Genomic DNA, 26,614 nt, shown 5'->3' on the forward strand with positions numbered 1-26,614 from the left:
GCTTCCGGCGCACATATCGCCGGCAGCCGTGCGCAGCGGCCGGCTACGTCGAGACGTCGTCCAGGTCACCCCACTGGGCCAGCAGGTCCTCCTCGGTGGGCTCGGGACCGGGGGCGGCGGCGGTGAGGGGCTGCTCGGCCCAGATGATCTTGCCGGTGGGGGTGTACCGGGTGCCCCAGCGCTGGGCGAACTGGGCCACCAGGAACAGGCCCCGGCCGCCCTCGTCGGTGGAGGCGGCGCGGCGCAGGTGCGGGGAGGTGCTGCTGCCGTCGGAGACCTCGCAGATGAGGCTGCGGTCGCGGACGAGGCGCACGGTGATGGGGCCGGAGCCGTAGCGGATGGCGTTGGTGATCAGCTCGCTGAGGATGAGTTCGGTGGTGAAGCCGCTCTCCTCGAGCCCCCAGCCGGCCAGCCGGCGGGCCGCCTCGGCGCGGATTCCGGCGACGGCGGCGGGGTCGGACGGAACGTCCCACTCGGCGACGGAGTCCGGGTCCAGGAGGTGGGTGCTGGCGACGAGGAGGGCGATGTCGTCTCTCGGGTGCGAGGAGGTCATCGCCTTGAAGACGGCCTGGCAGATCTCCTCGGGGCCGCGCCCGGGATGCCCCTCCAGGGTGCCGCGCAGCAGGCGGAGACCGGTGTCCCGGTCGCGGTCGCGGTCCTCGACCAGACCGTCGGTGTACAGGGCCAGCCGGCTCCCCTCGGGGAGCAGCATCTCGGTCGTCTCGATGGGCTCGCCGCCGAGGCCGAGCGGCGGGGCGAGGGGGACCTCGGGGAAGGTGACGGTGCCGTCGGGGCAGGTCAGGGCAGGGCCCGGGTGGCCCGCCCGGGCCATGGTGCAGCGGCCGGAGACCGGGTCGTAGATCGCGTACAGGCAGGTGGCGCCGCTGATCGGCGCGGCGTCGGTGTCCGCGGTGACCTGGTCCTGGTCGAAGCGGGTCACCAGCTCGTCGAGGTGGCTGAGGATTTCGTCCGGCGGCAGGTCCAGGGCGGAGAAGTTGTGCACGGCGGTACGCAGCCGTCCCATGGTGGCGGCGGCGTGCAGCCCGTGGCCGACGACATCGCCGACGACCAGGGCGACCCGGGCGCCGGGCAGCGGGATGACGTCGAACCAGTCGCCGCCGACACCGGCCTGGGCGGGCAGGTAGCGGTGCGCCACCTCCAGGGCATCCTGTTCGGGCAGGCCCTGCGGCAGCAGGCTGCGCTGGAGGGTGACGGCCATGGAGTGCTCGCGGGTGTAGCGGCGGGCGTTGTCGATGGCGACGGCGGCGCGGGCGACCAGCTCCTCGGTGAGGGCCACGTCCTCCTGGTCGAAGGGCTCGGACTTCTCCGAACGCCAGAAGGTGGCGATGCCCAGGGTGACGTCGCGGGCGCGCAGCGGAATGGTGATCATCGAGTGGATGCCGTATTCGACGATCCGGACGGCCTGCTCGGGGTCCTGCTCCTGCCATCCGGCGAAGTCCCGGATGTCGGCGTCGAGCACCGGCCGCCCGGCGCCGAAGCCGAGCGCCTGCGGTGCGCCGCGCACATAGGTCGTCCGCTTGCCGACCCGCCACAGCGGGTGGTCGTTGCGGATGCCGAAGGTGGCCGTACGGCACATGGCGTCGCCCGTCGGCTCGTCGCCGCGCAGCACCGGGTCCACCAGGTCGACGGTGGCGAAGTCGGCGAACCAGGGCACCGCGAACCGGGTCAGCTCCTCGGTGGTGCGCGTGACGTCGAGCGTGGTGCCGATCTTCGCGCCCGAGTCGTACAGCAGCCGCAGCCGCTTCTCCGCCACCTCGGCCTGGCCGGACAGCGCACGCAGTTCGGTGGTGTCCCGGAGGGTGGCGACGCTGCCGGGGAGGCCGCCGTTCCACTGGGTGGAGCGCTGGTTGACGGCCAGCAGCCGGTCCCCCGCGAGATGCACCTCGTCGGTGGCCACGCGGCCGGAGGACAGCAGCGCGGCGGTGCGCGGTTCGAGGCCCAGCTCGCCGACGTGGTGGCCCTCGGCGTCCGGGGGCAGGTCGAGCAGCCGGCGCGCCTCGTCGTTGACGAGGACGAGGTGGCCGTGACCGTCGACGATGAGCACGCCCTCGCGGACGGAGTGCAGCACGGCGTCGTGGTGCTCGTACATACGGGTCATCTGGGCCGGGCCCAGGCCGTGGGTCTGGCGCCGCAGCCGCCGGCCCACCAGGGCGGTACCGGCGGTGGCGAGGGCGAGCGCGCCGCCGGCCGCGCCGAGGACCAGCGGCATCTGGCGGGTGACGCGGCCGCTGACGTCGTGGGCGGTCATCCCGGCGCAGATCACGCCGACGACCGTGCCGTCGGCCTTTCGGATCGGGACCGTGGCCTGCACTTCCTTGCCGAGGGGTCCCTGCACGGTCTCCGTGACGACCTTGCCGCGCAGCGCGGGCTTGAAGTCGGCGACGAGCTGCTTGCCGATCTGCTGCGGCAGCGGGTGGGTGTAGCGGACGCCCTTGGTGTTCGCCGCGACGACGAAGTCCAGGCCCGCCCGCTTACGGACCTGCTCGGCCCGGGGCTGGAGCACGGCGGTCGGGTTGCGGGCCGTCATGGCCTCCGCGGTGCCCGGAGAGCCGGCGAAGGCCTGGGCCACGGCGGTGGAGCGGTTGACGGCCTCCTGCTCGCTGTCGTTGCGCGCCTGCAGTACGAGGGCCAGCGTCGCCACGGCGATGAGCAGGACGACGACGACCGCCTGGACGGCGAACACCTGTCCGGCGATGCTTCGCAAGCCGAGCAGGGAGCGCAAGCGTCCCCGCGGCCGGACAGGCGGGGAGTGCTTCGATCGACCGAAAAATCCGATCACCCCCTATTCCTAACACCTCACGGCGCCGGGACGTGAGCGGCTGGAATGAGACAGTACCCCGGACCGGGCGGTTCATACGTTCCCGTCACGCACCGCTGCCCCCCGGTGGCGTTGCGTAGGGGTTCAGAAGGCGGGAGGGAGGGGAAGGACCCTGCCGCCGGGCCGTGACTCCCGTGGCCGTCCGGCACCCGCACCACCTGTTGTCCGATCATGGCCGCCGCCCACGGGCGGGGCCCGGTGAGCATGGAGGCGAGTGCCGTTGTCGGCCCCTGATCGCAGATGGACCCCTCATCACAGACGGACGCGGCATCACGGAGAGACGCGATCTCACAGCCGGACGCGGCATCCCGGACGCCGGATCCGGATGAGGGCCACGGCGGGGGCCGTCGTCCTGGCGGCGCTGGCCCTGCTGATACCGGCCGTGTCATCCGCCCCGGCGGCGGCCGCCGGGCGCGCCGCGGCCGCACCGGGCGTGATCCCGGCGCCGGTGCGGTGGACCGGGCAGGAGGGCACGCTGCGGCTGGCCGCCACGGCGGCGGTGGTCGCGCGGACGGCGGAGCTGCGCGGTGACGCGTCGACGTTCGCCGACGATGTGGCCGACGCGACCGGGTTGCGGCTGTCCGTGGTGACCGGCGGGGGCGGCGCGGCGGGCGATGTGGTGCTGGGTGTGGACGCGTCGCGTAAGGATCTGGGCGCCGAGGGGTACGAACTGATCGTCGGCGACACCGTGCGGATCACCGGGGCCACGGCCGCCGGGGCGTTCCTGGGGACCCGGACCGTGCTGCAGATGCTGGGCGGCGGGCGCGAGCTGCCGCACGGCAGGACGGTCGACGTGCCGCGGTACGCCGAGCGCGGGGTGGGGGTGTGCGCCTGCTACATCCACGTCTCCCTGGACTGGTTCGAGCGGCTGATGCGCGAGATGGCGTATCTGAAGCTGAACCAGCTGTGGATCGAGGCGAAGGTGGCCGGCGACGCCTACCCGAAGACGAAGTTCTGGGGCTACTACACCAAGGACGAGGTGCTGCGGCTGTCGGCGATGGCCCGGAAGTACCACATCACCCTCGTACCGGAGATCAACTCCCCCGGGCACATCGACCCGTACCTGCAGAACCACCCCGAACTCCAGCTCACGGACACCAAGGGGACCCGGTCGCCGTCGCGGCTGGACATCACCCGGCCCGAGGCGTTCTCCTTCTACACCGGGCTGCTGGACGAGGCGCTGACCGTATGGGACACCCCGTACTGGCACATGGGCGCGGACGAATACATGCTGGGCTCCGACTACGCCGCCTACCCGCAGATCGCCGCGTACGCCAAGGCGAAGTACGGCGCCGGAGCCACTCCGCAGGACGCGTTCGTGGACTTCGTCAACCGCGTCGACGACCATGTGCGCGCCGGCGGGCGGACCCTGCGCATCTGGAACGACGGGCTGACCGGCGACAACACCGTCCCCGTCAACAAGGACATCCGGGTCGAGCACTGGACCGCCGAACCGGACCAGCCGCCCTCCGCCCTGCTCGCCCAGGGCCATCAGGTGATGAACTCGGCCTACGCGCTCTACCTCATCCGCGGCGGCTCCCCCATGAAGACGCGGGAGCTGTACGAGAGCGACTGGACACCGCTGCGCTTCGAGGGCGAGACGCTGAGCGGCCCCCAGCCGGGCGTCACCGGGGCGAAGATCACCATGTGGCCGGACTCGGCGGCGGCCCAGACCGAGAACGAGGTCGAGACGGAGGCGTATCTGCCGTTGCGCTTCCTCGCCCAGGCCACCTGGGGCGGCCCGAAACCGGCCGCCACGTACGACGGATTCAGCGCGCTCGCCCGGGACATCGGGCACGCGCCCGGCTGGGAGAACGTCGTACGGCTGCCGGTGAAGGACGGTACGTACGCCCTCACGCTGCCCGGCTCCGCGACCCGGCTGACCACCACGGGCGGTGGCGAGGGCGCCACCGCGCGGTTCGGGGACGACGGCGGCGCGGCGTGGAAGCTGTCGGCCACCGAGGACGGCTACTACACGCTCCGCGCCGTGCGGGCGGGCACGGCCACCGCCTCCTGCCTGGACATGGTGAAGGGGGCCCGCTACCTGGGCGCCCCGCTGGAGGCGGGCGCCACGGTCACCACGCAGACGTGCTCCGCCACGGCCCGCACCCAGCGGTGGCAGCTGACCGGCACCGGGGCGGGGGTGCGGCTGGTCAACGCCATCTCCCAGCTCGGCCTCGCGCGGCGCGCCGCCGACGGGGTCGCGGTGCAGCAACCGCCGGATGAGCAGGCGGCGGCCACGCTGCGTCCGGTGGCCGCCGCCCCGCCGTCTCGGGGCCGCGGCTGAGCCGGGCGGGGTGTTCTTTAGCAGTGCTACGCGCTGACCACGACGGCCGGGGCGGGTGTCCGCATGGTGTCGGACCCGTGGTGGTGGGCCACGGATCGGGCCTATCCTGCGCACGCGTTGATCGACTTCCTATGGAGGACGCATGACCGTCGGCAACACTCCCTCCCGGGCCGTGGTGGTGGGCACCGGATCCCGTGCGCAGATGTTCACCACGGCACTGGCCCGCCGCCCCGGGTTGCGGGTGGCCGCGCTGTGCGACCCCAACCCGGTGCGCATCGCCCACCACCAGCGGCTGCTGAAGGAGGCCGGTGAGCCGGAGGCGGCGGCCTGGGACCCGGAGGAGTTCGAGCGCCGGCTGCGTGCGGACGACATCCAGGAAGTGGTCGTGACCTGCGTGGACGCGCTGCACGATGCCTACATCGTGCCCGCGCTGCGGGCCGGTTGCCGGGTGGTCACCGAGAAGCCGATGACCACCGACGCCGCCAAGTGCCGCCGCATCCTCGAAACCGTCGAGGAGACCGGCAACCATCTGGCGGTGGCCTTCAACTACCGCTTCAACCCGGTGCACGAGGAAGTGCACCGGCAGCTGTCCTCGGGGGCCATCGGCGAGGTGCTGTCGGTGCACTTCGAATGGCTGCTGGACACCCGGCACGGCGCCGACTACTTCCGCCGCTGGCACCGCGAGAAACAGCACAGCGGCGGGCTGATGGTGCACAAGTCCAGCCACCACTTCGACCTGGTGAACTGGTGGCTGGGGGCCCGGCCGCAAAAGGTCTTCGGCTACGGCAGGCTCGGCTTCTACGGCCGCGAGGCGGGCGAGCGCAGCGGCTACCGCCGCGACTACGAGCGGGCCCACGGCGCGGCCGCCGCGAGGGACGACCCGTTCGCGCTGGAGCTGGCCGACAATGACGCGCTGCGCTCGCTGTACCTCGACGCCGAGGGGGCGGACGGCTACCACCGGGACCGCAATGTGTTCGGCGACGACATCACCATCGAGGACGACATGTCGCTGCTGGTGCGCTACGACACCGGCGCCACCATGACGTACCACCTGACGGCGTACTCCCCGTGGGAGGGCTACCGGGTGATGTTCAACGGCACCCGCGGCCGGCTGGAGCTGGAGGTGGAGGAGAGCCGCTGGCAGCCGCGCGTGCTGGGCACCGCCTCCGGCCGGGGCACCCTCCACGGCGACGAGGCGCTCGCCAACGCGGGCGGTCCCCGGGTGGTGCTGCGCCCCCTGTGGGAGCCGCCCCGGGAGGTGGAGCTGCCCGCGTTCGACCACGCGGGACACGGCGGCGGGGACGAGCGCATGCTGACGGCGCTGTACGGCCCCCTGGACCCGGCGGCGCCCACCGGGACGCCCGCCACCACGGACGGCTCCGACGCGTCGCAGCAGCGGGCCACCGAGGCGGACGGGGCGCTGGCGCTGGTCACCGGTCTGGCCGCGAATGAATCGTTCGTCACCGGAAAGCCGGTGGCCACGGCGGAGGTGGTGCCGGTATGAGCACGGGCACACGGCTGGACGGACGAGTGCCCGCGTCCATGCCGCCGTGGCGCCTCGGAGCCCCCGAGGCGCCAGCGGCGGCCTCGGGAGCCCGGCCCGGCCGACGAGACACCCCCTAGGCGCTCAATCGTTCCTGCGGGGCGGTCAGTTCCAGGCCCATGTGCTGAGCGAGGCCGACGGCGAGGGCCGCCACGGTCGGGTGCTGCCAGACGAAGTTTCCGGCGAGCTTGATGTTCAGGCCGGTTTCCAGGCGTACCCGCAGCTCCATGGCGAGCAGCGAGTCGAACCCGAGGGACCGCAACGGGGTCTGCGGGTCGAGGGTGGTGCTGCTCAGCCGCAGGACGACCCGGATGTGGTCGGTCAGATACGCCTCCAGGGCGGCGCGGCGGGCGAGCCCCGGCGGGATGGCGGTCAGCCGGGCCCGGATGTCGTCGGTGTTCTCCTGCGCGTCGGCGGGGTGTTCCTCGCCGGGAAGGAGCAGGCCGAACAGGGACGAGTGGCGCCCGGTGGCCGGGATCCAGCCGCTGGGCTCCCCGGGGATGACACCGGTGTGCACCCGCCCGTACGCCAGCAGGGTGCCGAGCGCGCGGAGCCCCTGGTCGGTGGGGATGGTCCGGTAGCCGCGGTCGGCGAAGCCGGTGGCGACACCGGTCTCGCCCCACGGGCCCCAGTTGACGGCGAGGGTGCGCAGGTCCTGGGCGGAGCGCCAGGTGGCGAAGCCGTCCAGCCAGGCGTTCGCGGCGGCGTAGGCGCCCTGCCCGGGGTTGCCGAGCAGCGAGGCCATGGAGGAGAACACCGCGAACCAGTCCAGCCGCATTCCGGCGGTGGCCCGGTGCAGCCGCCACGCCCCGGTGACCTTGGGTGTCCACACCCGACGCAGCTGGTCCTCGCGGATGTTGGTGACGGCCGCGTCGTCGAGGACCATGGCGCAGTGGACGACGCCGTCGAGCCGTGCCCCGTCCGCGGTGGCGGCGGCCACCAGCCGGTCGGCGGTGCCGGGGCGGGCGATGTCGCCGAGTATGACGGTGACCCGGGTGCCGGTGGCGGACAGTTCGCCGAGCGTCTGCGCGTCGGCGCCCGCGGGCGCGGTACGGCCGTTGAGCACGAGGTGGCCCGCGCCCTGGGCGGCCAGCCAGCGGGCGGTGGCCAGGCCCAGGCCGCGCAGGCCCCCGGTGATCAGATAGGTGCCGCCCTCGCGCACCGGGGCGGGCCCGTCGGGCAGGACGGCGCTGATCTCGCCCCGCTGCGGGAGGGTCAGCACCAGTTTGCCGAGGTGGCGGGCGCCCGCCATCTGCCGGAACGCCTCGGTGACATCGGCCAGCGGATAGGTGGTGCACCGCAGGGGCTTCAGGCGCCCGGCGGCGAACTCCTCCAGCACCTCCCGCAGCGTGGCGGCGAACACCGCGGGGCGGGAGGTCTGGAGTTCCACGAGGTCGACGGTGCTGAAGGTGATGTTGTGGCGCAGGGGGAAAAGCCCGAGCGGGGCGTCGGAGAGGATGTCGCGGACGCCGAGTTCGATGAAGCGGCCGAACGGGCGCAGCGACTCCAGCCCGGCCCGGATGGCCGCACCGGACAGGGAGTTGAGGACGATGTCGACGCCCTCACCGCCGGTGGCCTCCCTGATCTCGTCGCGGAAGTCGAGCGAACGGGAGTCCATGACATGGGTGATGCCCATGGAATGCAGATAGCGGCGCTTGTCCTCGCTGCCCGCGGTGGCCAGCACCTCGGCGCCGAGCAGCCGGGCGACGGCGATGGCGGCCAGTCCGGTGCCGCCGGTGGCGGAGTGGATCAGCACCCGCTCGCCCGCCGTGAGCCGGCCGATGTGGCGCAGCGCGTACCAGGCGGTGAGGAAGGCCAGCGGCAGTCCGGCGGCGGTGGCCAGGTCGAGGCCGTCCGGAATGGGGCCGGTGCAGTCGGCGGGTACGACGGTGAAGGAGCCGAAGGCGCCGCCGCGCGCGTCGGCCGCGACGACCCGGTCGCCGACGCGGAGGTGGTCGACGCCGGGGCCGACCGCGGTCACCTCACCGGCGCATTCGAAGCCGAGCCGGTAGCGGACGTCGCTGTCGCCGGGGAGCAGTCCCATGGCGGTGAGGACGTCGCGGAAGTTCATGCCCGCGGCCAGGACGCGCAGTTCGGCCTCGCCGGGGCCGGGCGGGCGCCGCTCGGCGGTGGCGAGTTCCAGGGTGCCGAGGTCGCCGAGGCGGCCGGCCCGCAGCCGGAAGCCGTCGGTGCCGCAGCGTACGGTGCGGGCGGCGGCCGTGGTGCGTTCGGCGTCGGTCAGGGGCGTGTGGGCGAGCCGGGCGATGTGGCGTGTTCCGCCGCGGAGGGCGACCTCGTCCTCGGCGGCGTCGGCGAGGAGTTCGGGGACGAGGCCGAGCGGTGCGGCCGGGTCGGTGTCGACCAGGGTGGCGCGCAGTTCGGGGTGTTCGTAGGCGAGCACCCGCACCAGTCCGCGCAGGGCGCTCTGCGCCGGGTCGGGCACGTCCTCGGGCGCCACGGCCCGGGCGCCGCGGGTGACGGCGTACAGGCGCGGGAGGTCGGCGGGGCCACCGGGACCGGCGGCGAGGGCCTGGGCGGTGGCGAGCAGCCGCCGGGTGCGGCGCAGGGCGTCGTCGCAGGTGGCTTCCGTAGGTGCGTCCCCGGTGCCCGGTGAGGTGGCGCACAGGAGGACGACGCCTCGCGGCAGGGCGCCGGGGCCGGTCAGCCGGGTGGTGAGGCCGTCGCGGAGGGCGTCGAGCGGTGTGTCGTCCAGGGGCGGGTCCCAGACCCGGGCGGTGGCTCCGGCGGCGCGCAGCGCCTCCGCGGCGGTGTGCGCGGTGCCGTCGCCCTCGCCGACGACGAGCCAGTGGCCGGGCGGGCGTCCGCCGTCCGGGGCGGGCAGCGCGGCGGGCTTCCAGCCGACCTCCAGGAACCACTGGTCGACCTCGGTCGTCTGCTGGGCGGCGCTGCGGACGATCCGCAGGCCGTCGATGGCGAGGACCGGGCGGCCTTCCCCGTCGAGCAGCCGGATGTGGCCCACGAGGGTCCCGGCGGTGCTCTCGGCCGTCAGCCGGGCGTGGCAGTGGACGGCGGTGGCGGGGTCGCCGAGGACACGGGCGGTCTGGAGCCCGACGGGCAGCACCAGCCCCTGGTCGGCGTCCTTCAGCAGCCCGGCGACCAGGAGCTGGGCGCACAGGTCGACCAGGACGGGGTGGATGCGCAAGGTGTGTTCGGGGGTGCGGGCGGCCTCGGGGATCCGTACCCGGGCCCAGAAGCTGTTGCCGTGGCGGGAGGTGTGTACCTCGGTGATGCCGTTGAAGGCCGGGCCGTGTTCGATGCCCCGGGCCCGCAAGTCCGCGTACAGGGTGGCCGGTTCGACGGGGACGGGGTGGCGCAGGGCCAGGGTGCGTACGGAGGCGGGGCGGGGCCGCGGGGGCGCGGTGAGACGGCGCAGTACGGCACCGGCCTGTCTGATCCAGGTGCCGTCGTCGTCGCGTCCGAAGATCTCGCAGGTGGCGCGGTCGGCGGCGGCCACGGTCACCGTGGTGCTGAGGTCGGTGTGGTCGGCGATGGTCAGCAGTTCGTGGAAGCGCAGATCGGTGACCTCGACCTCGGTGGGGGCGGCGTCGAAGACCTGGCAGGCGGTGGTGAGCGCGAGGGCGTAGTAGGCGGCGCCGGGCAGGACGGGGGTGCCGTGCACCCGGTGGTCGTCCAGCCAGGGCAGGGTGGCGGTGCCGGTGCTCGCGCGCCAGGAGTGGCGCAGCGGTTCGCCGGGCACTTCGGTGTGGCTGCCGGGCAGTTCACCGGCGTGTCCGCCGGTGGTGTCCGCGGTGGGCGCGGGGAGGGCGGGGGTGGCCCAGTGGGGGGTGCGGTCGAAGGTGATGGCGGGGACGTCGGCGAGTTCGCCGTCGCCGTACAGCTGTGTCCAGTCGACGGGCACGCCCGCGCAGTGGAGGGCGGCGAGCTGGGTACGGAAGGTGGTGGTCTCGTCCTCGCCGCGGCGCAGGGTGGGCAGCACGACCGGGTCCCGGGTCAGTCCGGCGAGGGTCCGGGCCACGGGGTGGGTGACCACGGGGTGCGGGGAGATCTCCGTGTACACCAGGTGGCGGTCGGCCGCGGCGGCGGTGAGGGCGGCGGAGAAGCGCACCGGGCGGCGCAGGTTGGCGCACCAGTAGTCGGCGTCGAAGGCGGGGACGTCGTGCGGGTCGTCGAGGACGGTGGTGTAGAAGGGGATGTCAGGCCGCCGGGGGTTCAGATCGGCGAGCACGGTGCGCAGTTCGGGGAGCAGCGGGTCGACCTGCGGGGAGTGCGAGGCGACGTCGACGGCGACCAGGGCGGCGGGGACGCCGCCGGCCTCCCAGTCGGCGACGAGGCGTTCCACGCGTGCGGTGTCCCCGGCCACGACGGTGGAGCCGGGCGCGGCCATGACGGCGACGGTGACGGCGCCCGAGGCGGCGGCGCCGTCCAGCCGCCGCTGCACCTCGTCGGCGGGCAGCCCCACGGTGGCCATGGCACCGTGTCCGGCGATGCGGGTGAGCAGCGCGGAGCGGCGGCAGATGACCTTGACGCCGTCGGCCGGGGAGAGCGCCCCGGCCACCACGGCGGCCGCGACCTCGCCCATGGAGTGGCCGATGACACCGGCCGGTTCGACGCCGTGGGCGCGCCAGGTGGCGGCGAGGGCGGTCTGCAGGGCGAACAGCACGGGCTGGACGCGGGCGCAGCCGGTCACCGGCTCGCTCGCGCGGATGATGTCGAGCACCGAGAACCCGGTCTCGGCGGCGATGAGTTCATCGGCCTCGGCGAGCGCGGCGGCGAAGGCGGGTTCGCGCTCCAGCAGTCCGCGTCCCATGCCGGGCCACTGCGAGCCCTGCCCGGAGAACACCCACACCGGCCGCCGGGACACCTCGGCGCCCACGGCGCCGGTCACCACCGCGGGGTGGGCCCGGCCGCCGGCGAACGCCCGGAGGGCTTCGGCGAGTTCGCCGTGGGTGGTGGCGGTGACGCCGAGCCGGCCGCGGCCCGCGGCCCGGCGCAGGGCCAGGGTGTGGGCGATGTCGCGCAGCGGTACGGCCGCGCCGTCGCCCTCCAGCCAGTCGGCCATGCGCCGCGCCGCGACCGGCAGCGCGGCGGGGGAACCGGCCGGGAGGAGGACGATGTGCGGGCCGTCGGCGGTGGTGGGGCGTGGCCGCCGCGCGCGGGGGCGGGCGGGGGTGGCGGGCGGCTGTTCCAGCACCACGTGGGCGTTGGTCCCGGAGAACCCGAAGGAGGAGACGGCCGCGAGGCGGGGGCCGGTGCGCACGGGCCAGGGGGTGAGTTCCCGGGGGACGAAGAAGCGGGTGGCGTCGGCGTCGATGGCCGGGTTCCAGCGGGTGAAGTGCAGATTGGGGGGGATGAGGCCCCGGTTCAGGCAGAGGATGGCCTTGATGAGGCCGGTTACCCCGGCGGCGGGTTCGAGGTGGCCGAGGTTGGTTTTGACCGACGCCAGGGCGCAGCGGTCGCGGCCGGTGCCGTACACCTGGGCGAGGCTGGTGAATTCGACGGGGTCGCCGACCGGGGTGCCGGTGCCATGGGTCTCGATCATGCCGACGTCGCGGGCGTCGGTCCCGGCGCGGGCCAGCGCCTCCTCGTACAGGGCGCGCTGGGCGGTGGGCGAGGGCGCGGCGAGCCCGTCGGAGTGGCCGTCCTGGTTGACGGCGGAGCCGCGCAGGACGGCGAGGACGCGGTCGCGGTCGCGGAGGGCGTCGGGGAGGCGTTTGAGGACGACGATGCCGCAGCCCTCGCCGCGTACGAAGCCGTCGGCGGCGGCGTCGAAGGCGTGGCAGTGGCCGGTGTGGGAGAGCATGCCCATCCGGTCGAAGGAGCGGGTGACGCGGGGTTCGAACATCAGGGTGACGCCGCCGGCGAGGGCCAGGTCGCATTCGCCCGCGCGCAGCGCCTGGGCCGCGAGGTGCACGGCGACCAGGGAGGAGGAGCAGGCGGTGTCCAGGGCCAGGCAGGGGCCCTGGAGGCCGAGGAGGTAGGAGATGCGGCCGGCGGCGACGCAGTGCGCGTTGGACAGGGCCGAGCCCCGCTGTTCCTCGGTGTGCCGGTCGAGGCGGTCGGCGTAGTCGTTGTAGCTGAGGCCGGTGAACACGCCGGTGGCGGTGCCGGTGAGCCGGTCCGGCGGTGTTCCGGCGTGCTCCAGGGCCTCCCAGGCCACTTCCAGCAGCAGCCGGTGCTGCGGGTCCAGGACGTCGGCCTCGCGGCCGGAGACGCCGAAGAAGTCGGCGTCGAAGCCGGACACTTCGCGCAGATAGCCGCCGACGGCGGGCAGGCCGGAGCCGTCCGCGGGGCCGGTGGAGGGCGGCGGCCCCCACAGAGCGGTGCGCTCGGCGGGGGGCGCGGCGACGGCGTCCCGTCCCTCGGCGAGCAGGTGCCACAGTGCGGCGGGCGAGTCGATGTCACCGGGGAGCCGGCAGCCCATGCCGACCACCGCTATGCGGGTGGGCGGGCGGCCGGAGGCAGGGGTGTTCTGACGCATCGGGGTCTCCGTGGGGGTGTTCGGCCTGTGGGGTGGAGGCCGGGGCGGGGGGCGCGGGCCGGGGGTGTCCGTCGCGGGCCCGGCGGGGCTTTGCGGACACCCGCTACGTGGCGTCCGGGCTGCCCAGCAGCATCGCGTGCTTCACGCCACCGATCTGGTAGTTGAAGCTCAGGGCGTAGTCGAAGTCGAGGGGACGGGTGCGGGTGCCGGGGACCGGGTCGAAGGGCAGGCCGTCGGCCGGCTCCTCGCAGTTGGCGGTGGGGCACACCTCGCCCTGTTCCATCATCATCAGGGTCAGGGCGGCGCCGACGCAGCCGATGGGCGATCCGTGGTGGCCGAAGCAGGCCTCCTGGGTGCTCATCAGCACCGGGCTGTCGGGGCCGTACAGCTCCCGGATGGTGTTGACCTCCAGGGCGGTGACGGCCGCGCCGCCGTCGCAGGCGCCGTTGACGTACGGGATCTGCTCGATCCGCCACCGGTCGCCGAGGCAGGCGCGGACGGCCCGGACGAGCTGGGCGCCGCCCGCGTCGGTGGCGAGGGGATTGTCGAGGCCGTCGCGGGTCATGGCGGTGGCGAGCACCTGGCCGTAGAGGTGGGCGCCGCGGCGCAGGGCGTGTTCCCGGCTCTCCAGGATCACGGTGGCGGAGCCCTCGCCGTGGTTGATGCAGTCGGCGCGCCGGTCGTAGGGGCGCATGAGGGATTCGAAGGAGGCGAGGAGGTCGGGCATGGCGGCGGCGTCCATCGCCTCGTGGGCGCGCTGCGCGCCCACTTGCAGCCGCTGGCCGTGCTGGATCAGGCCGACGTCGAAGACGTCGACTCCGGTGACGGCGGCCATCTCGACCTCGCCGGTGGCGATGAGCCGGCGGGCGTTGCCGATCTGCACGGCGGCGGACGAGCAGCCGCAGGCCACCGTGTAGCAGGGGCCGGTGGAGCGGGCCACCGCGGCCTGGACGACCGCGACGTCGGAGGGGGTCGCGCCGAGTGCGGCGGCGACGAACATCTCCACGCCGTCGAGCGCGGTGGCCTCGTCGGACTGGGTGTTCAGCAGCGAGAGGTACACACCGACGTTGGTGTCCACTCCGCCGCGGCCGACGAGGAGGGCCGCCTCGGCCAGGTCACCGGCCTGGAGGTCGAGTTCGGCGTCGGCGCAGGCCTCGGCCAGGGACACCAGGCCGAAGCGATGGGCGTTGGTGTAGTGGCGGGAGAAGAACTCGGGGATTTCGGGGAACCGTTCCGCGAAATGCTCTGGGGTGAGGTTCACCGCACCGTAGGCGATGTCCCGCCGCACGAGGACGGAGCGGCCGTGGGAGGCGATATCCCATACCTGCCCCGCGGTGAATACGGGCCCGGCGTCGCCCGGCAGGCAGAAACCCACACCGGTGACCACCGCGTCCCGCGGTCTTTTCACCGCGCTCTCCTGAAGCTGATAATAGTTGTCATGACGACCACCTGATCATCGCTCGGAAACGATTATGGAATAGAAGACGCTACGCCGCGGTAAGGACCGTCGGAAGGTTGTGCCGTATCAACAAGGTGGATACGGAAGGTACGGTGCCCGGATTCGTACGCCCGGCGCCCGGGGCACGCCACGGCTCCGCTATCGGGCCTCGTGTCCCCGCGCACGCCCCCTCTTGCGGAAGCTTTCCGAAAACGGAGGAAAGCGGAGGGAAGCCGGGGAAAGCACAGCGGTTCGCGGGCATCTCATCGGTACGTCATTTCGACTGTTCATCACCGGCCGCCGAAAGGACCCCTCATGGCGAACCAGTCCGCACCGTTCGACGACCTGGACCGCAAGATCGTCGCGGCCCTGGTCGCGAACGCCAGGGCGAGCTTCACGGAGATCGGCGCCACGGTCGGGCTGTCGGCGTCCGCGGTCAAGCGGCGGGTCGACCGGATGCGGGAGAACGACGTGATCACCGGCTTCACCACGACCGTGCGCCCGGCCGCCCTGGGCTGGCGGACCGAGGCGTACGTGGAGGTGTACTGCGACAGCGCGGCCCCGCCGCGGCGGCTGGCGGAAGTGGTGCGCAGCTACCCGGAGATCACCGCGGCCATGACGGTGACCGGGGGCGCCGACGCCCTGCTGCACGTGATGGCCACCGATGTGGAGCACTTCGAGGAGGTGCTGGAGCGCATCCGGACCGAACCCTTCATCGCCAAGACCATCAGCTACATGGTGCTGTCGCATCTGATCGCGGGCAGCGCCGAGGCGGGCGCCAGCCCCGCCGCCGCGCCGTCCGGCGGGCCGGACGCAATGAACGGTCGTTGAACCGGCCCGAGACGCAACATCCACGCACCATCGCGCAATTTTCCTTTCTTGTGTCCCCTCTCGTCCGCTTTCTACCGTTGAATCATTCCCCGGTCGCCCTTGGGAAGCGAGAGGACTGCTCCGTGCCCCAGACCCGTGTGCCGCGCCCCCGGCGCTATCTGACCTGTCCCCCCAGCTATTTCGACGTCCGGTACGCCATCAATCCCTGGATGCGCGAGGACACCGTGGTCGACACCGCGCTCGCCCGTACCCAGTGGGAGACGCTGATCCGCGCCTATCGCGACCACGGCCACCGGGTGGAGACCGCCGAGCCGGTGCCGGGCCTGCCGGACATGGTGTTCGCGGCGAACTCGGCCCTGGTCCTCCAGGGCCGGGTCTTCGGCTCCCGGTTCCACGCGCCCCAGCGCCGGCCCGAACAGCTCGCCTACACCTCCTGGTTCAAGGCGGCCGGATTCGAGGTGCACCCGCCGGAGGCGGTGTGCGAGGGCGAGGGCGATCTCGTGCCCGCCGGCCGGTTCGTCCTGGCCGGCACCGGATTCCGTACGACGCGCGCCGCGCACCAGGAGGTGCAGGAGTTCTTCGGGGTGCCGGTGATCAGCCTGCTGCTGGTGGACCCGTACTTCTACCACCTGGACACCGCCCTGTTCACGCTCGACGACGAGAACATCGCCTACTACCCGGGCGCGTTCTCCCCGGGCAGCCGTGAGGTCCTGGAGCGCCTTTTCCCGGACGCGCTGATCGCCACCCGGGACGACGCCATGGCCTTCGGGCTCAACTCCGTCTCCGACGGCCGTCATGTGTTCGTCGCCCCGCGCGCGACCGGCCTCATCGGCAAGCTCACCGACCGCGGTTACGTCCCCGTCCCCGTCGACCTGTCGGAACTGCACAAGGCCGGCGGGGGCATCAAGTGCTGCACTCAGGAGATCCGCTGATGACCGCACCCGCACGCACCGCCCCGTCCGCCGCCGCGCCTCCCGCGCGCTCCTCCGGTGAGCTGATCCGCGCCGAGGAGTCCTCGCTCGCCCACAACTACCATCCGCTGCCCGTGGTGGTGTCCCGCGCCGAGGGCGTCTGGGTGTGGGACGTCGAGGGCCGCCGCTACCTCGACATGCTGGCGGGCTACTCGGCCCTCAACTTCGGCCACCGCCACCCGGCGCTCGTCGAGGCCGCCCACCGCCAGCTCGACCGGCTCACCCTCACCTCGCGCGCCTTCCACAACGACAGGCTCGCCGGATTCGCCGAGGGGCTGGCACGGCTCACCGGCCTGGAGACGGTGCTGCCGATGAACACCGGCGCGGAGGCGGTGGAAAGCGGCATCAAGCTGGCCCGCAAATGGGCGTACGAGGTCAAGGGCGTCGCACCGGACCAGGCGACGATCGTGGTGGCCGACGGCAACTTCCACGGCCGCACGACGACGATCGTGGGATTCTCCAGCGACCCGGTGGCCCGCGAGGGGTTCGGCCCGTTCGCCCCGGGCTTCCGCGTCGTCCCGTACAACGATCTCGCCGCGCTGGAGGCGGCGGTCGACGAGACCACGGCCGCCGTGCTGATCGAGCCCATCCAGGGCGAGGCGGGCGTGCTCATTCCGGACGACGGCTATCTGCCGGGGGTGCGTGAACTCACCCGGCGGGCCGGGGCGCTGTTCATCGCCGACGAGATCCAGTCCGGTCTGGGCCGCACCGGCACCACCCTCGCGGTCGACCACGAGGCGGTGCGGCCGGATGTGCTGCTGCTCGGCAAGGCGCTGGGCGGCGGCATCGTGCCGGTCTCCGCCGTGGTCGCCGACCGCGCGGTGATGGGCGTGCTGCGCCCCGGCGAGCACGGCTCCACCTTCGGCGGCAATCCGCTGGCCGCCGCGGTCGGGTCGGCCGTGGTGGACCTGCTGGACACCGGGGAGTTCCAGGCCCGCGCCGCCGAGCTGGGGCGGGTGCTGGACGCCGGGCTGAGCGCGCTGCACGGCAAGGGCGTGACGGCGCACCGCTGCCGCGGTCTGTGGGCCGGGGTCGATGTGGATCCCGCGCTGGGCACCGGGCGCGAGATCGGGATGCGACTGCTGGGCGAGGGCGTCCTGGTCAAGGACACCCACGGTTCGACGATCCGGCTGGCCCCGCCGCTGACCATCACGCGGGAGGAGCTGGAGGCGTCGCTGGCGTCACTGGAGAAGGTACTCGGCTGACACGAGCCGAGGATTGAAGCGCCGGGCCGCATTACGTTCCATACGGCCCGGCGCTTCGTTGTGTTCAATCCGTCTCCCAGATTCTTTTTCGTACCCCGGCCGAAGCCTTCGAAGCGTAGATAACGCGCAGGTCACGGCCCTTTTATGTACGTTGTTGAGCATTCGACTGTTGCCGATCTCCCGATGTGGAACACTTCCTGTCAACTCGCCGGGAAGAGCTGGCGAAGAGCATGAAGTCCTTGCAGGTCAGCATGGGTTGAGAAGGCGAGCGTGCAGGGTGCGGGAAGGAGTTGCGGCTGGAGTGGACACGGAACCGGTCACGGTGACGGCCGCATACCGGGTGGACCCCGGCCGCGAAACCGAGTTCTATGGCTGGGCGATTGAGATGCTCAATGCCGCGGCATGTCTTCCGGGATACCTGGGGGGCGGCGTGATGGGCTCCGGCCGGCTGTCCTCGGAATGGCATGTCATCTACCGATTCGACAGGGAAGTATCCGCACAGGGATGGGAATCCTCGCTCGAGCGCGCCCGGTTGGCGACTCGGGCCGGACCCTTCGTACAAGAAAAGGGAACCCAGCGCACCTCGGGACTGCAGAACTGGTTGAAGGGTCCGGTGCGGCCACTGCCGCCGCCCCCCAAATGGAAACTCTGGCTGGTGAACCTGGGCGCGGTGTTCCCCCCGGTTCTCATGTTCAATGTGCTGGTGATCCCGTTCCTGGACGGCACCAATTTCCTGCTGCGGACCCTGGCTCTGTGTCTTGGCGTGACCGCGATGGTGACCTGGCTCGTCATGCCGCGCCTGCAGCGGCTCCTCAAGAAGTGGCTCTACCCGCCGCTTCAGTCGATCCGAGGACGTCACAGGCGCATGGCGATGGACGGCCCGAAGCAAGGAGGCAAATCCGGATGGAATCGCTGAGGACGCTCCTCGTCGATAATTACGACTCGTACACGTACAACCTCTTCCATCTGCTCACCGAGGTCAACGGTGAGGAACCGGAGGTGCTTCTCAATGACGCGCCCGAATGCGCGGACATCGACCTCTCCGAGTTCGACAACATCGTGGTCTCCCCCGGCCCCGGACATCCGGCCGACGCCCGTGACTTCGCCGGCGCCGCCCGGCTGATCGAGCGGGCCACGATTCCGGTGCTGGGCGTGTGCCTGGGCCACCAGGGCATCGCGCTCGGCGCCCAGGCGCGGGTGGTGCCGACGCCCGAGCCGCGGCACGGCCATCTCTCCCGGATCAAGCACGGCGGGCGCGGCATCTTCCGTGGTCTTCCCCAGGACTTCACGGCCGTTCGCTACCACTCGCTGTGCGTGGCCGAACCACTGCCGCTGGGCCTGCAGGGCATCGCCTGGTCCGAGGACGGCGTCCTGATGGGGCTGCGGCACCGGGCCCGCCCGCTGTGGGGCGTGCAGTTCCACCCGGAGTCGGTGCTCACCGGATACGGCCACCGGATGTTCAGCAACTTCCGTGATCTGACCATCGAGCACGCCAACGGCGAGTCCGTGACGTCCACCGCCTCCCCCGACGAGCCCCGCAAGCCCCGCGCCCCGCGCCCGAAGAAGCCGGTGGCGGCGAGCGTGCCGGCCGCGGACGGCGCGCAGGCCCGCTCGTACCGGCTGCACGCCCGCTGGCTGGCCGACGCGACCGACACCGAGGCGGCCTTCACCCGGCTGTACGCGGACGCGCCGCGCGCGTTCTGGCTGGACAGTTCGCGGACCCAGTCCGGCGAGGCACGCTTCTCCTTCCTCGGCGACGGACAGGGGCCGCTGGCCGAGTTCGTGCGGTACGACACCGCCACCCGGGTGTGCGAGATCGAGCGCCCCGGGCGGCCCGCCGCCACCTACGAGGGCAGCGTCTTCGACTATCTCGAGCGGGAGCTGGCCGCCCGCCGGGTCCACGCCCCCGACCTGCCCTTCGACTTCACCGGCGGCTATGTCGGCTACCTCGGCTACGAGATGAAGGCCGACTGCGGCGCCCCGGGCCGGCACGAGGCCGCCACCCCGGACGCCTGCTGGCTGTTCGCCGACCGCTTCGTCGCGGTCGACCACCAGGAGAGCGTCACCTACATCTGCTGCCTGAGCGAGGACACCGCCGACGGCCACCGCGAGGCCAAGGAGTGGCTGGACGCGACGGTGACCGTGCTCACCGGGGTCCCGGCGCAGACCGAGCCCCTGCCCGCGCCGCCGCCGCTCACCACCACGGCCGCCGTCGAACCCTGGCTGGTGCGGGACCGGGAGGAGTACCTGGCCTCGATCGAGGCGAGCCTGCGCGAGCTGCGCGCCGGGGTGAGCTACGAGGTCTGCCTCACCAACTCCGCGTGGCTGCCCGCCCCCAGCGACTCGTACACCTTCTACCGGACGCTGCGCCGCTGCAACCCGGCCCCGTACGCCGCCTATCTGCGGTTCGGCGACACGGACGTGGCGTGCGCCTCCCCCGAGCGCTTCCTGCGCGTCACCCCGGACGGCATCGCCGAGGCCAAGCCGATCAAGGGCACGGCGCCGCGTTCGGGGGACGCCGACAAGGACGCCCGGGCGCTGGCCGCCCTCGCCACCAGCGCCAAGCCCCGGGCCGAGAACCTGATGATCGTCGACCTGCTCCGCAACGACCTGGGGCGGGTGTGCAAGCCGGGCAGTGTCTATGTGCCGCGGCTGATGAACACCGAGTCGTACGCCACCGTGCACCAGCTGGTGTCCACCGTGCGCGGCCGGCTGCGCCAGGACACCAGCACCGTGGACTGCGTACGGGCCTGCTTCCCCGGCGGCTCGATGACCGGCGCCCCCAAGCTGCGCACCATGGAGATCATCGACGCGCTGGAGACCGAGGCCCGCGGCGTGTACTCCGGCGCCCTCGGCTTCCTCAGCTGCAACGGCGCGGCCGACCTCAGCATCGTGATCCGCACCGCGGTGTTCACCGGCGGCCGGATGCACATCGGGGCGGGCGGCGCCATCGTCCTGGACTCCGATCCGGCCGAGGAGTACGAGGAGATGCTGCTGAAGACCGCGGCGACGATGCGCGCGTACCACGACTCGGAACAGCGGCCCGCCGGTGCACTGGACGACCTGCTGGTGGCGGCGGCCCCGTCGCTGCCGGACTCCCCCGCGAAGGAGCTGGAACGGTGACCACTCTCCCGGACTCCGCCCTGTTGGACCCGTCGCTCGCCGCCTCCGGGTTCCCGCTGTCCGCCCCGTCGGTCTTCGTACCGTCGGTGTCCGCCAACGTGGCCGCGCATCTGGCGGCACTCGCCGACCGGTGCGGCTGGTCGGGCCGCCCCGCCTTCCTGGAGGCGCACCGGATCTGGACCCATGGCGAGGTCCACGACCGTGCCGCGCGCGCCGCCACCGTGCTGGCCGGGCGCGGGGTGGGGGCCGGGGACCGGGTGCTGATGGCGCTGCCCGACGGCATCATGTGGGTGGCCACGTTCCTGGCCGTCGCCCGGCTGGGGGCGACGGCGGTGCTGGTCAACCCCGGGCTCACCGCCGACGACCACCGCTTCATGGCCGAGGACTCGCGGGCCGCGCTGTGTGTCTCGGGGCCCGACCTCCAGGGCCACTTCGACACCGCCCGCTGGCTCGGCGCGGACCAGCTGTCGGCCCTGACGAACCCGGACGGCATCGACGCCGCGGCCGCGGCGCGGGAGGCCGAGCCGGTGACGGCCGACGCCCCGCTGTACGTCCAGTACACCTCGGGGACCACCGGCCGTCCGAAGGCGGTGACCCACACCCACGGCCATGTGGCGGCGTACTACGACCTGGTGGGACGGGAGGTGCTGGACATCGGCCCGGACGACGTGACGTTCTCGGTGTCCAAGCTGTTCTACGCCTACGGGTTCGGGAACGCCTTCGTCTTCCCGCTGTTCTCGGGGTCGTCCGCGGTGCTGAGCGCGCAGCGGCCAGGGCCCGGCCTCACCGACGACCTGGTGGCCCGGCACCGGGTGACCCTGCTGTACTCGGTGCCGTCCGCGTACGCCGCCCTGGTGGACGAGCGCGGCACCGGCCACACGTCCTGCTTCGCCTCGGTGCGCGCGGCCGTCAGCGCGGGCGAGAGCCTGCCCCGGGGCTTAGGGGAACGGGTCGCCGAGATGCTGGGCGCCCCGGTCCTGGAGCAGATCGGCTCCACCGAGGCGGGCCACGCCTTCTGCGCGAACACCGTCTGGGAGAACGCCCCGGGCACCCTGGGCCGCCCGGTGCCGCGCTTCGAGATGGAGCTGCGGGACAGCGGTGGCACCGTGCTGGAGGGCGAGGCGGCCGAGGGCGAGTTGTGGGTGCGCGGGCCGACGGTGGCCTCCGTCCGCCCCGCGGACGACGGCTGGCTCGCCACCCGGGACCGGGCCCGGCGCAACCCGGACGGCACGTACCAGCACCTGGGCCGGGTCGACGACCTGGAGATGGTCGGCGGGATCACCGTGTCCCCGCTGGAGGTCGAGGAGGTGCTGCGGCACCACCCGTCCGTGCGGGAGGTGGCGGTGGCCGCCGTCCCCGACAGCCGCGGCGCGACCCGGCTGCACGCCTTCGTGGTGCCGGCCGCGCCCGTGGCCGGTGGCCGGACGGTCGACGAACAGGCCCTGTCGGCCGATCTGATCGCGCTGGCCCGGAAGCGGCTCGCCGCGTTCAAGGCGCCGCGCACGGTGCGGGTGGTGGCGTCCCTGCCCCGGACGCAGACCGGCAAGCTGCGGCGCCATGTCGTACGGACCGGCGCCTGGTGACCGGCCGCGGCCCCGCCGGCCCTCGCCTCGCCCCCGCGCGCACCCTCGTGAACGATTCCGAACGGTAGGTACTGCATATGTTGGAGCGGCTACTCCCCGAGCGCGGGTTCTACCTCGGGCTGATGTTCCAGGAGGCCGCGGCCCGCCACGGCAGGGTCCGGGTGACGCTCGACCGGCCGCTGGACGTCGCGCCGGAGGCCGGTACGGACCTCGGGTACACCGATCTGGCGGATCTGGTCGACGATCTGGCCGCCCGGCTGTGGTCGGCGGGGGTACGGCCGAGCGAGCACGTGGCGATCCACAAGAGCGACAACGTCGACATCGTGCTGCTGGCCTGCGCCGCCTCCCGGATCGGCGCGGTGCCCGCGCTGCTGTCGCCCTCGCTGGACGGCGGGGTGGCCGCGGTGCTGCTGGACCGGCTGCACGCGCCGTGGCTGATCACCGACCGGGCCGCGCTGGAATCCACCCTGAGCGGCCTGGACACCGGGCTCGCCCGGGGCGTGCTCACCGTGGACGAGGCGCCCGGGAACGGGCACGCGGTCCCGCTCGCCAAGTACGCCGGGGTGCCGCGCCGCGCGCCCATCCGGCTCCACCCGCGTGAACCCTCCCTGATCACGCACAGCTCGGGCACCACCGGCATCCCCAAGCTGGCGGTGCACTGCGCGCACACCATGTGGAACCGGCTGGTGCCGCAGCAGGCGATGGGCCGGGCCACCCGCGGCGAGTCCGCCGCGCTGCACATGTCGTTCGTGCACTCCCGCTTCTACCACCTGCTGGGCGTGCTGCTGCACTTCGGCAGCCCGCTGCTGCTCCTCCTCGACCCCGACCCGGCCCATGCCGCTCCCCTGCTGGCGAAATACCGGCCCGGCATCGTGGAGACCCACCCCAACACCTTCGTGCTGTGGGAGGACCTGGCCGACGCGCCCGGAGCGCCGCTGGCCAACGTACGGGCGTACGGCGCCACCTTCGACGCCATCCACCCGCGCACCGTGCAACGGCTGCTCGGCGCGTCCCGCCGCCGCGACCCGCGGCTGGTGCAGCTGTACGGGCAGAGCGAGACCGGGCCGATCGCCTTCGGCTGGTACACCCGGCGCGGCGCGGACCGGGTGCAGGGGCGGCGGGTGGGCACCAACATCCCCGGGTTCACCCGGATCCGGGTGGTGGACGAGCGGGGCCGGACGTGCCCGCCGGGCAAGCCCGGGGCCATCGAGGCCCGCACCCGCGGCCGGATCCTCACCTATCTCGGCGCCCCCGACCAATACGCCCGCCAAGTCGACCGCGGCTGGTGGCGGATGGGCGACATGGGCTACCGCGACCGCTGGGGCGCGCTGTATCTGCTGGACCGCGAGGTCGATCAGAACGCCGCGGTGGACTCCAACCTGGAGGTCGAGGACGAACTGCTGTCCCGGGTCGCCGAACTCCGTGAGGTGATCATCGTGCACGGTCCCGCCCTGGAGCCGGTGCCGGTGGTGTGCACCCGCGGGGACGAGCCGCTGGACGCCGAGCGCTGGCGGCTGGCCACCTCGGACCTGCCGACGCTGGCCGATCCGGTGCAGTGCCGCTTCGAGGACCTGCCCCGCACGAGCACCTGGAAGATCAAGCGGCTGGAGATCAGCCGGCTGCTGGCCGAGGGCGAACTGCCCACGCTGTCCACGGCCCGGGCCCATGGCTGACCCGGCGGCGATCGCGCGGCCGGTCCTGGTGGTGGGCGCCGGGCCGGTCGGGATGACGGCGGCGCTCGGCTTACGCGCCCGCGGACTGCCCGTCACCGTGCTGGAGTCGGGGCCGAAGGACCGGGTGCGGCCCGGGAGCCGTGCGCTGTTCGTGCACCGGCAGTCGCTGCGGCTGCTGGAGCGGGCCCGCCCCGGGCTCGGGCAGCGCGTCGCGGCGTACGGCACGACCTGGCGGACCCGGCGCACCCTCTACCGCGGGCGCCAGGTGTTCGCGCAGACCTATCCGGAGACCCCCGGCAACGATGGTGGCGGCGGCGGGGAGAGGCTGCCCGCCTTCGCGAGCCTGCGCCAGGTGGACACCGAGCGGTTCCTGTACGAGGCGTGCCTGGAGACGGGCGTGGACTTCCGCTTCGACGCCGAGGTGACCGGAGTCCGGGCCACCGGCACCGGGGTGGAGGTGACCGCGGCGGACGGCGACGGCTGGACGGCCGGCCATGTGATCGCCGCCGACGGGGCCCGCTCCGCGGTGCGCAAGGCCCTGGGCATCCCGCTGGAGGGCACCCGTTCCGAGGGCTACCACGTGGTGGTGGACGTGGCGGACCCGGCGGGCGCCGTGATGCCCGTCGAGCGGGTCTTCCACTACGAGCACCCCGGCACCGGCGGCCGCACCGTGCTGCGGGTGCCGTTCACCGGCGGCTTCCAGATCGACCTGCAGTGCCGGGCGGACGACCCGCCGGGCACGTACGACACCGAGCGGGCGGTGCGGCGCTGGCTGCCCCGGCTGGTGGGCGAGGACTGCGCGCACCAGGTGCTGTGGGTGTCCCGCTACCACTTCCTGCGCAAGGTCGCCTCGGCGTTCACCGATCCGACCGGGCGGGTGCTGCTGGCGGGCGAGGCGGCCCATCTGTTCCCGCCCTTCGGGGCGCGCGGGATGAACAGCGGGATCGCGGACGCGGTCGCGGCGGCCGACGCCATATCGGTGGCATGCTCCGACCCGTCGCGGGCACCCGTGGCCATCGGTGAGTTCGCTTCCACCCGCCGTCGTGCCGCGCTGTTCAACAGCGTGGCCGCGGGGGCGGCCCTGGACCATATGCGGCCCCGGCGCTGGGGGCGGGTGACCCAGCGCGCGGCGGCCACGCTGGCCCCGGTGGTCCCCCGGTGCGGCGCGTGGCTGGAGCATGCCCCGTACGGCCCCCGCGGCGGCCCGATGGCCGACGCGGCGCGGAAGTACTGACGGTGGAGGGGAACGAAGGCGTGAACACGGACACGGACATGGTGACGGCGGCCCGGCATACCGGCGCGGTCCGGGACACCGGCCATGGGCAGCGCCCGGAGCAGCAGCAGTGGACGCTGATGTGGCGCGAGGACGGCGGGCTGATGCCCTCCCGCCCGGTGCCCGACAGCGCGCTGCTGGCCGCCGACTCCTGGCTGGTCGACGCGGGGCGGGCGCGGGCCCTCGACCGCCACCACCGGCGGTTCGCCGCCGCGTGCGCCGAGGCGACGGGCGACTCCCCGGCCCGGATCGAGAGCTTCTGGCGGGACGCGGTGGCGGCGCTGCCGCGCACCGGCCGCTGGTTCCCCCGGGTCGAGCTGGCCGGTCCGGAACCGGCCCGGCTCTATCTGCGGATACGGCCCGCACCGCCCCGGACGGCCAATGTGGCCGTCTGCCTGACCGAGGAGTTCGACCCGCGCGTCCATCCGCGCCGCAAGGGACCGGATCTGTCCCTGCTGGCACATCTGCGCCACCGGGCCGCCCAGCGCGGCGCCCAGGAGCTGATGCTCATCACGCCCTCGGGGCTGGTGCTGGAGGGGACGACGGCGAACGTCCTGTGGTGGGAGGACGACGTGCTGTGCCTGCCGCCGCCGGACCTGCCGCTGCTGGCGGGCGTCACCACGGCCCTGATCCAGGAGCGCGCGGCGGAGCTGGGCGTCCGTACCGAACACCGCTGGTGTCCCGTCCAGGAGCTGGACGGGCGCGAGGTGTGGCTGGTCAACGCGTTGCACGGGATCCGGCCCGTGACCGCGTGGCTCGGCCGTCCGCTGCGCGCGGGACCGGCCCTGCGCGCCGCTTCCTGGCAGAGCTGGCTCGACAGCTGTGCCGATGTCCTCATGCCGACGAACGGAGCTCACCGATGACCGCGACCGCACCCGGCCCCCGGGCCACCACCGCCCGGCTGGAGCTGAAGAAGCTGGCCCCTAAGGTGTCCGCCGCGATGGGCGCCCTGCACGCCGCGGCCGTCGAGGCGGCGGCGGAGGCGAAGGTCGAGCCCGAGCTGCTGGAACTGGTCAGAATCCGCGCCTCCCAGCTCAACGGCTGCGCGTTCTGCCTGGACATGCACACCAAGGACGCCCGGGCCCGGGGCGAGACCGAACAGCGGATCTACGCCCTGAGCGCCTGGCGGGAGACCCCGTTCTTCACCGAGCGCGAGCGGGCCGCGCTCGCCCTGACCGAGGCGGTGACCGACGTCGGCGACGGCCACGTCCCGGACGAGGTCTACCGGGCCGCGTGCGAGGTGTTCGACGAACCGCAGGTGGCGGCGTTGATCTGGGCCGCGGTCGTCATCAACGCGTACAACCGCACAGCGATCAGCGCCCGGATGGTGCCCGGCGCGTATCAGCCCGCCCCTCGCACCTGACCCCCTGCCGTCGTGTGGCGCGCCA

Annotated in this window: 15 protein-coding genes; 12 read left to right on the top strand and 3 right to left on the bottom strand. The window is 73.2% G+C overall.

What is annotated here, in order from left to right; genetic code table 11:
* Window positions 1-43: 43 nt before the first annotated feature.
* The gene (locus ABZ562_RS02500; RefSeq protein WP_361472883.1) at window positions 44-2,743 is read right to left on the bottom strand and encodes a SpoIIE family protein phosphatase; all 2,700 of its coding nucleotides are present in this window, start codon (window positions 2,741-2,743) and stop codon (window positions 44-46) included.
* 421 nt (window positions 2,744-3,164) lie between these two features.
* Between ABZ562_RS02500 and ABZ562_RS02505 the strand changes: the two genes are divergently transcribed.
* Together ABZ562_RS02505 and ABZ562_RS02510 are read left to right on the top strand one after the other, a co-directional pair.
* A complete protein-coding gene (locus tag ABZ562_RS02505) occupies window positions 3,165-5,126 on the top strand; it encodes a glycoside hydrolase family 20 protein (protein ID WP_361472886.1) in 1,962 nt (653 codons plus the stop codon).
* 142 nt (window positions 5,127-5,268) lie between these two features.
* Window positions 5,269-6,630 (top strand): Gfo/Idh/MocA family oxidoreductase, encoded by a 1,362-nt coding sequence (locus tag ABZ562_RS02510; protein ID WP_361472889.1) that lies wholly within the window; start codon window positions 5,269-5,271, stop codon window positions 6,628-6,630.
* Window positions 6,631-6,745: 115 nt separating this feature from the next.
* Here the strand turns inward: ABZ562_RS02510 and ABZ562_RS02515 are convergent, their stop codons facing one another.
* Both ABZ562_RS02515 and ABZ562_RS02520 read right to left on the bottom strand, forming a co-directional pair.
* Entirely contained in the window at window positions 6,746-13,129 is a 6,384-nt protein-coding gene (locus ABZ562_RS02515; protein ID WP_361472891.1) for a type I polyketide synthase, read from the bottom strand.
* Between the two features lie 103 nt (window positions 13,130-13,232).
* Window positions 13,233-14,537 carry a beta-ketoacyl synthase N-terminal-like domain-containing protein gene (locus ABZ562_RS02520; RefSeq protein ID WP_361472894.1) on the bottom strand — a complete coding sequence of 435 codons (1,305 nt, stop codon included), beginning with the start codon at window positions 14,535-14,537 and terminating at the stop codon, window positions 13,233-13,235.
* A gap of 345 nt (window positions 14,538-14,882) precedes the next feature.
* On the opposite strand from ABZ562_RS02520, the gene ABZ562_RS02525 reads away from it, so the two are divergent.
* From ABZ562_RS02525 to ABZ562_RS02570, 10 genes are all read left to right on the top strand, one after another.
* Window positions 14,883-15,398, top strand: coding sequence for an Lrp/AsnC family transcriptional regulator (locus ABZ562_RS02525; protein ID WP_361472896.1), 516 nt, complete (start codon window positions 14,883-14,885; stop codon window positions 15,396-15,398).
* Between the two features lie 122 nt (window positions 15,399-15,520).
* Entirely contained in the window at window positions 15,521-16,330 is an 810-nt protein-coding gene (ddaH, locus tag ABZ562_RS02530; protein ID WP_361472898.1) for a dimethylargininase, read from the top strand.
* Window positions 16,330-17,574, top strand: coding sequence for an ornithine--oxo-acid transaminase (gene rocD / locus ABZ562_RS02535; RefSeq protein ID WP_361472901.1), 1,245 nt, complete (start codon window positions 16,330-16,332; stop codon window positions 17,572-17,574). The genes ddaH and rocD overlap by 1 nt, the downstream gene beginning before the upstream one ends.
* A 301-nt stretch (window positions 17,575-17,875) precedes the next feature.
* Window positions 17,876-18,490 (top strand): hypothetical protein, encoded by a 615-nt coding sequence (locus tag ABZ562_RS02540; protein ID WP_361472904.1) that lies wholly within the window; start codon window positions 17,876-17,878, stop codon window positions 18,488-18,490.
* Window positions 18,478-20,697 (top strand): aminodeoxychorismate synthase component I, encoded by a 2,220-nt coding sequence (gene pabB, locus ABZ562_RS02545; protein ID WP_361472906.1) that lies wholly within the window; start codon window positions 18,478-18,480, stop codon window positions 20,695-20,697. Before ABZ562_RS02540 ends, pabB begins: the two co-directional genes overlap by 13 nt.
* Before the next feature lie 86 nt (window positions 20,698-20,783).
* Complete coding sequence (locus tag ABZ562_RS02550) at window positions 20,784-22,280, top strand: AMP-binding protein (RefSeq protein WP_361473265.1); 1,497 nt, start codon at window positions 20,784-20,786, stop codon at window positions 22,278-22,280.
* Window positions 22,281-22,357: 77 nt separating this feature from the next.
* The gene (locus ABZ562_RS02555) at window positions 22,358-23,953 is read left to right on the top strand and encodes a class I adenylate-forming enzyme family protein (protein WP_361472909.1); all 1,596 of its coding nucleotides are present in this window, start codon (window positions 22,358-22,360) and stop codon (window positions 23,951-23,953) included.
* Complete coding sequence (locus tag ABZ562_RS02560; protein ID WP_361472912.1) at window positions 23,946-25,187, top strand: FAD-dependent monooxygenase; 1,242 nt, start codon at window positions 23,946-23,948, stop codon at window positions 25,185-25,187. Before ABZ562_RS02555 ends, ABZ562_RS02560 begins: the two co-directional genes overlap by 8 nt.
* A gap of 20 nt (window positions 25,188-25,207) precedes the next feature.
* On the top strand, window positions 25,208-26,089 hold the full coding sequence (locus ABZ562_RS02565) for an aminotransferase class IV (RefSeq protein ID WP_361472915.1): 882 nt from the start codon (window positions 25,208-25,210) through the stop codon (window positions 26,087-26,089).
* Window positions 26,086-26,589, top strand: a complete 504-nt coding sequence (locus ABZ562_RS02570) for a carboxymuconolactone decarboxylase family protein (protein ID WP_361472918.1) — start codon at window positions 26,086-26,088, stop codon at window positions 26,587-26,589. Before ABZ562_RS02565 ends, ABZ562_RS02570 begins: the two co-directional genes overlap by 4 nt.
* Window positions 26,590-26,614 lie beyond the last annotated feature (25 nt).

It is taken from the genome of Streptomyces sp. NPDC019937 (genome assembly GCF_040631655.1).
Taxonomy (GTDB): domain Bacteria; phylum Actinomycetota; class Actinomycetes; order Streptomycetales; family Streptomycetaceae; genus Streptomyces.

What these genes read in the sequence shown, in the direction of transcription:
- ABZ562_RS02505 (WP_361472886.1), top strand. Translation starts at nt 3,165, where the DNA reads ATGAGGGCCACGGCGGGGGCCGTCGTCCTGGCGGCGCTGGCCCTGCTG.
- ABZ562_RS02510 (WP_361472889.1), top strand. Translation starts at nt 5,269, where the DNA reads ATGACCGTCGGCAACACTCCCTCCCGGGCCGTGGTGGTGGGCACCGGA.
- ABZ562_RS02515 (WP_361472891.1), bottom strand. Translation starts at nt 13,129, where the DNA reads ATGCGTCAGAACACCCCTGCCTCCGGCCGCCCGCCCACCCGCATAGCG.
- ABZ562_RS02525 (WP_361472896.1), top strand. Translation starts at nt 14,883, where the DNA reads ATGGCGAACCAGTCCGCACCGTTCGACGACCTGGACCGCAAGATCGTC.
- rocD (WP_361472901.1), top strand. Translation starts at nt 16,330, where the DNA reads ATGACCGCACCCGCACGCACCGCCCCGTCCGCCGCCGCGCCTCCCGCG.
- pabB (WP_361472906.1), top strand. Translation starts at nt 18,478, where the DNA reads ATGGAATCGCTGAGGACGCTCCTCGTCGATAATTACGACTCGTACACG.
- ABZ562_RS02555 (WP_361472909.1), top strand. Translation starts at nt 22,358, where the DNA reads ATGTTGGAGCGGCTACTCCCCGAGCGCGGGTTCTACCTCGGGCTGATG.
- ABZ562_RS02560 (WP_361472912.1), top strand. Translation starts at nt 23,946, where the DNA reads ATGGCTGACCCGGCGGCGATCGCGCGGCCGGTCCTGGTGGTGGGCGCC.
- ABZ562_RS02570 (WP_361472918.1), top strand. Translation starts at nt 26,086, where the DNA reads ATGACCGCGACCGCACCCGGCCCCCGGGCCACCACCGCCCGGCTGGAG.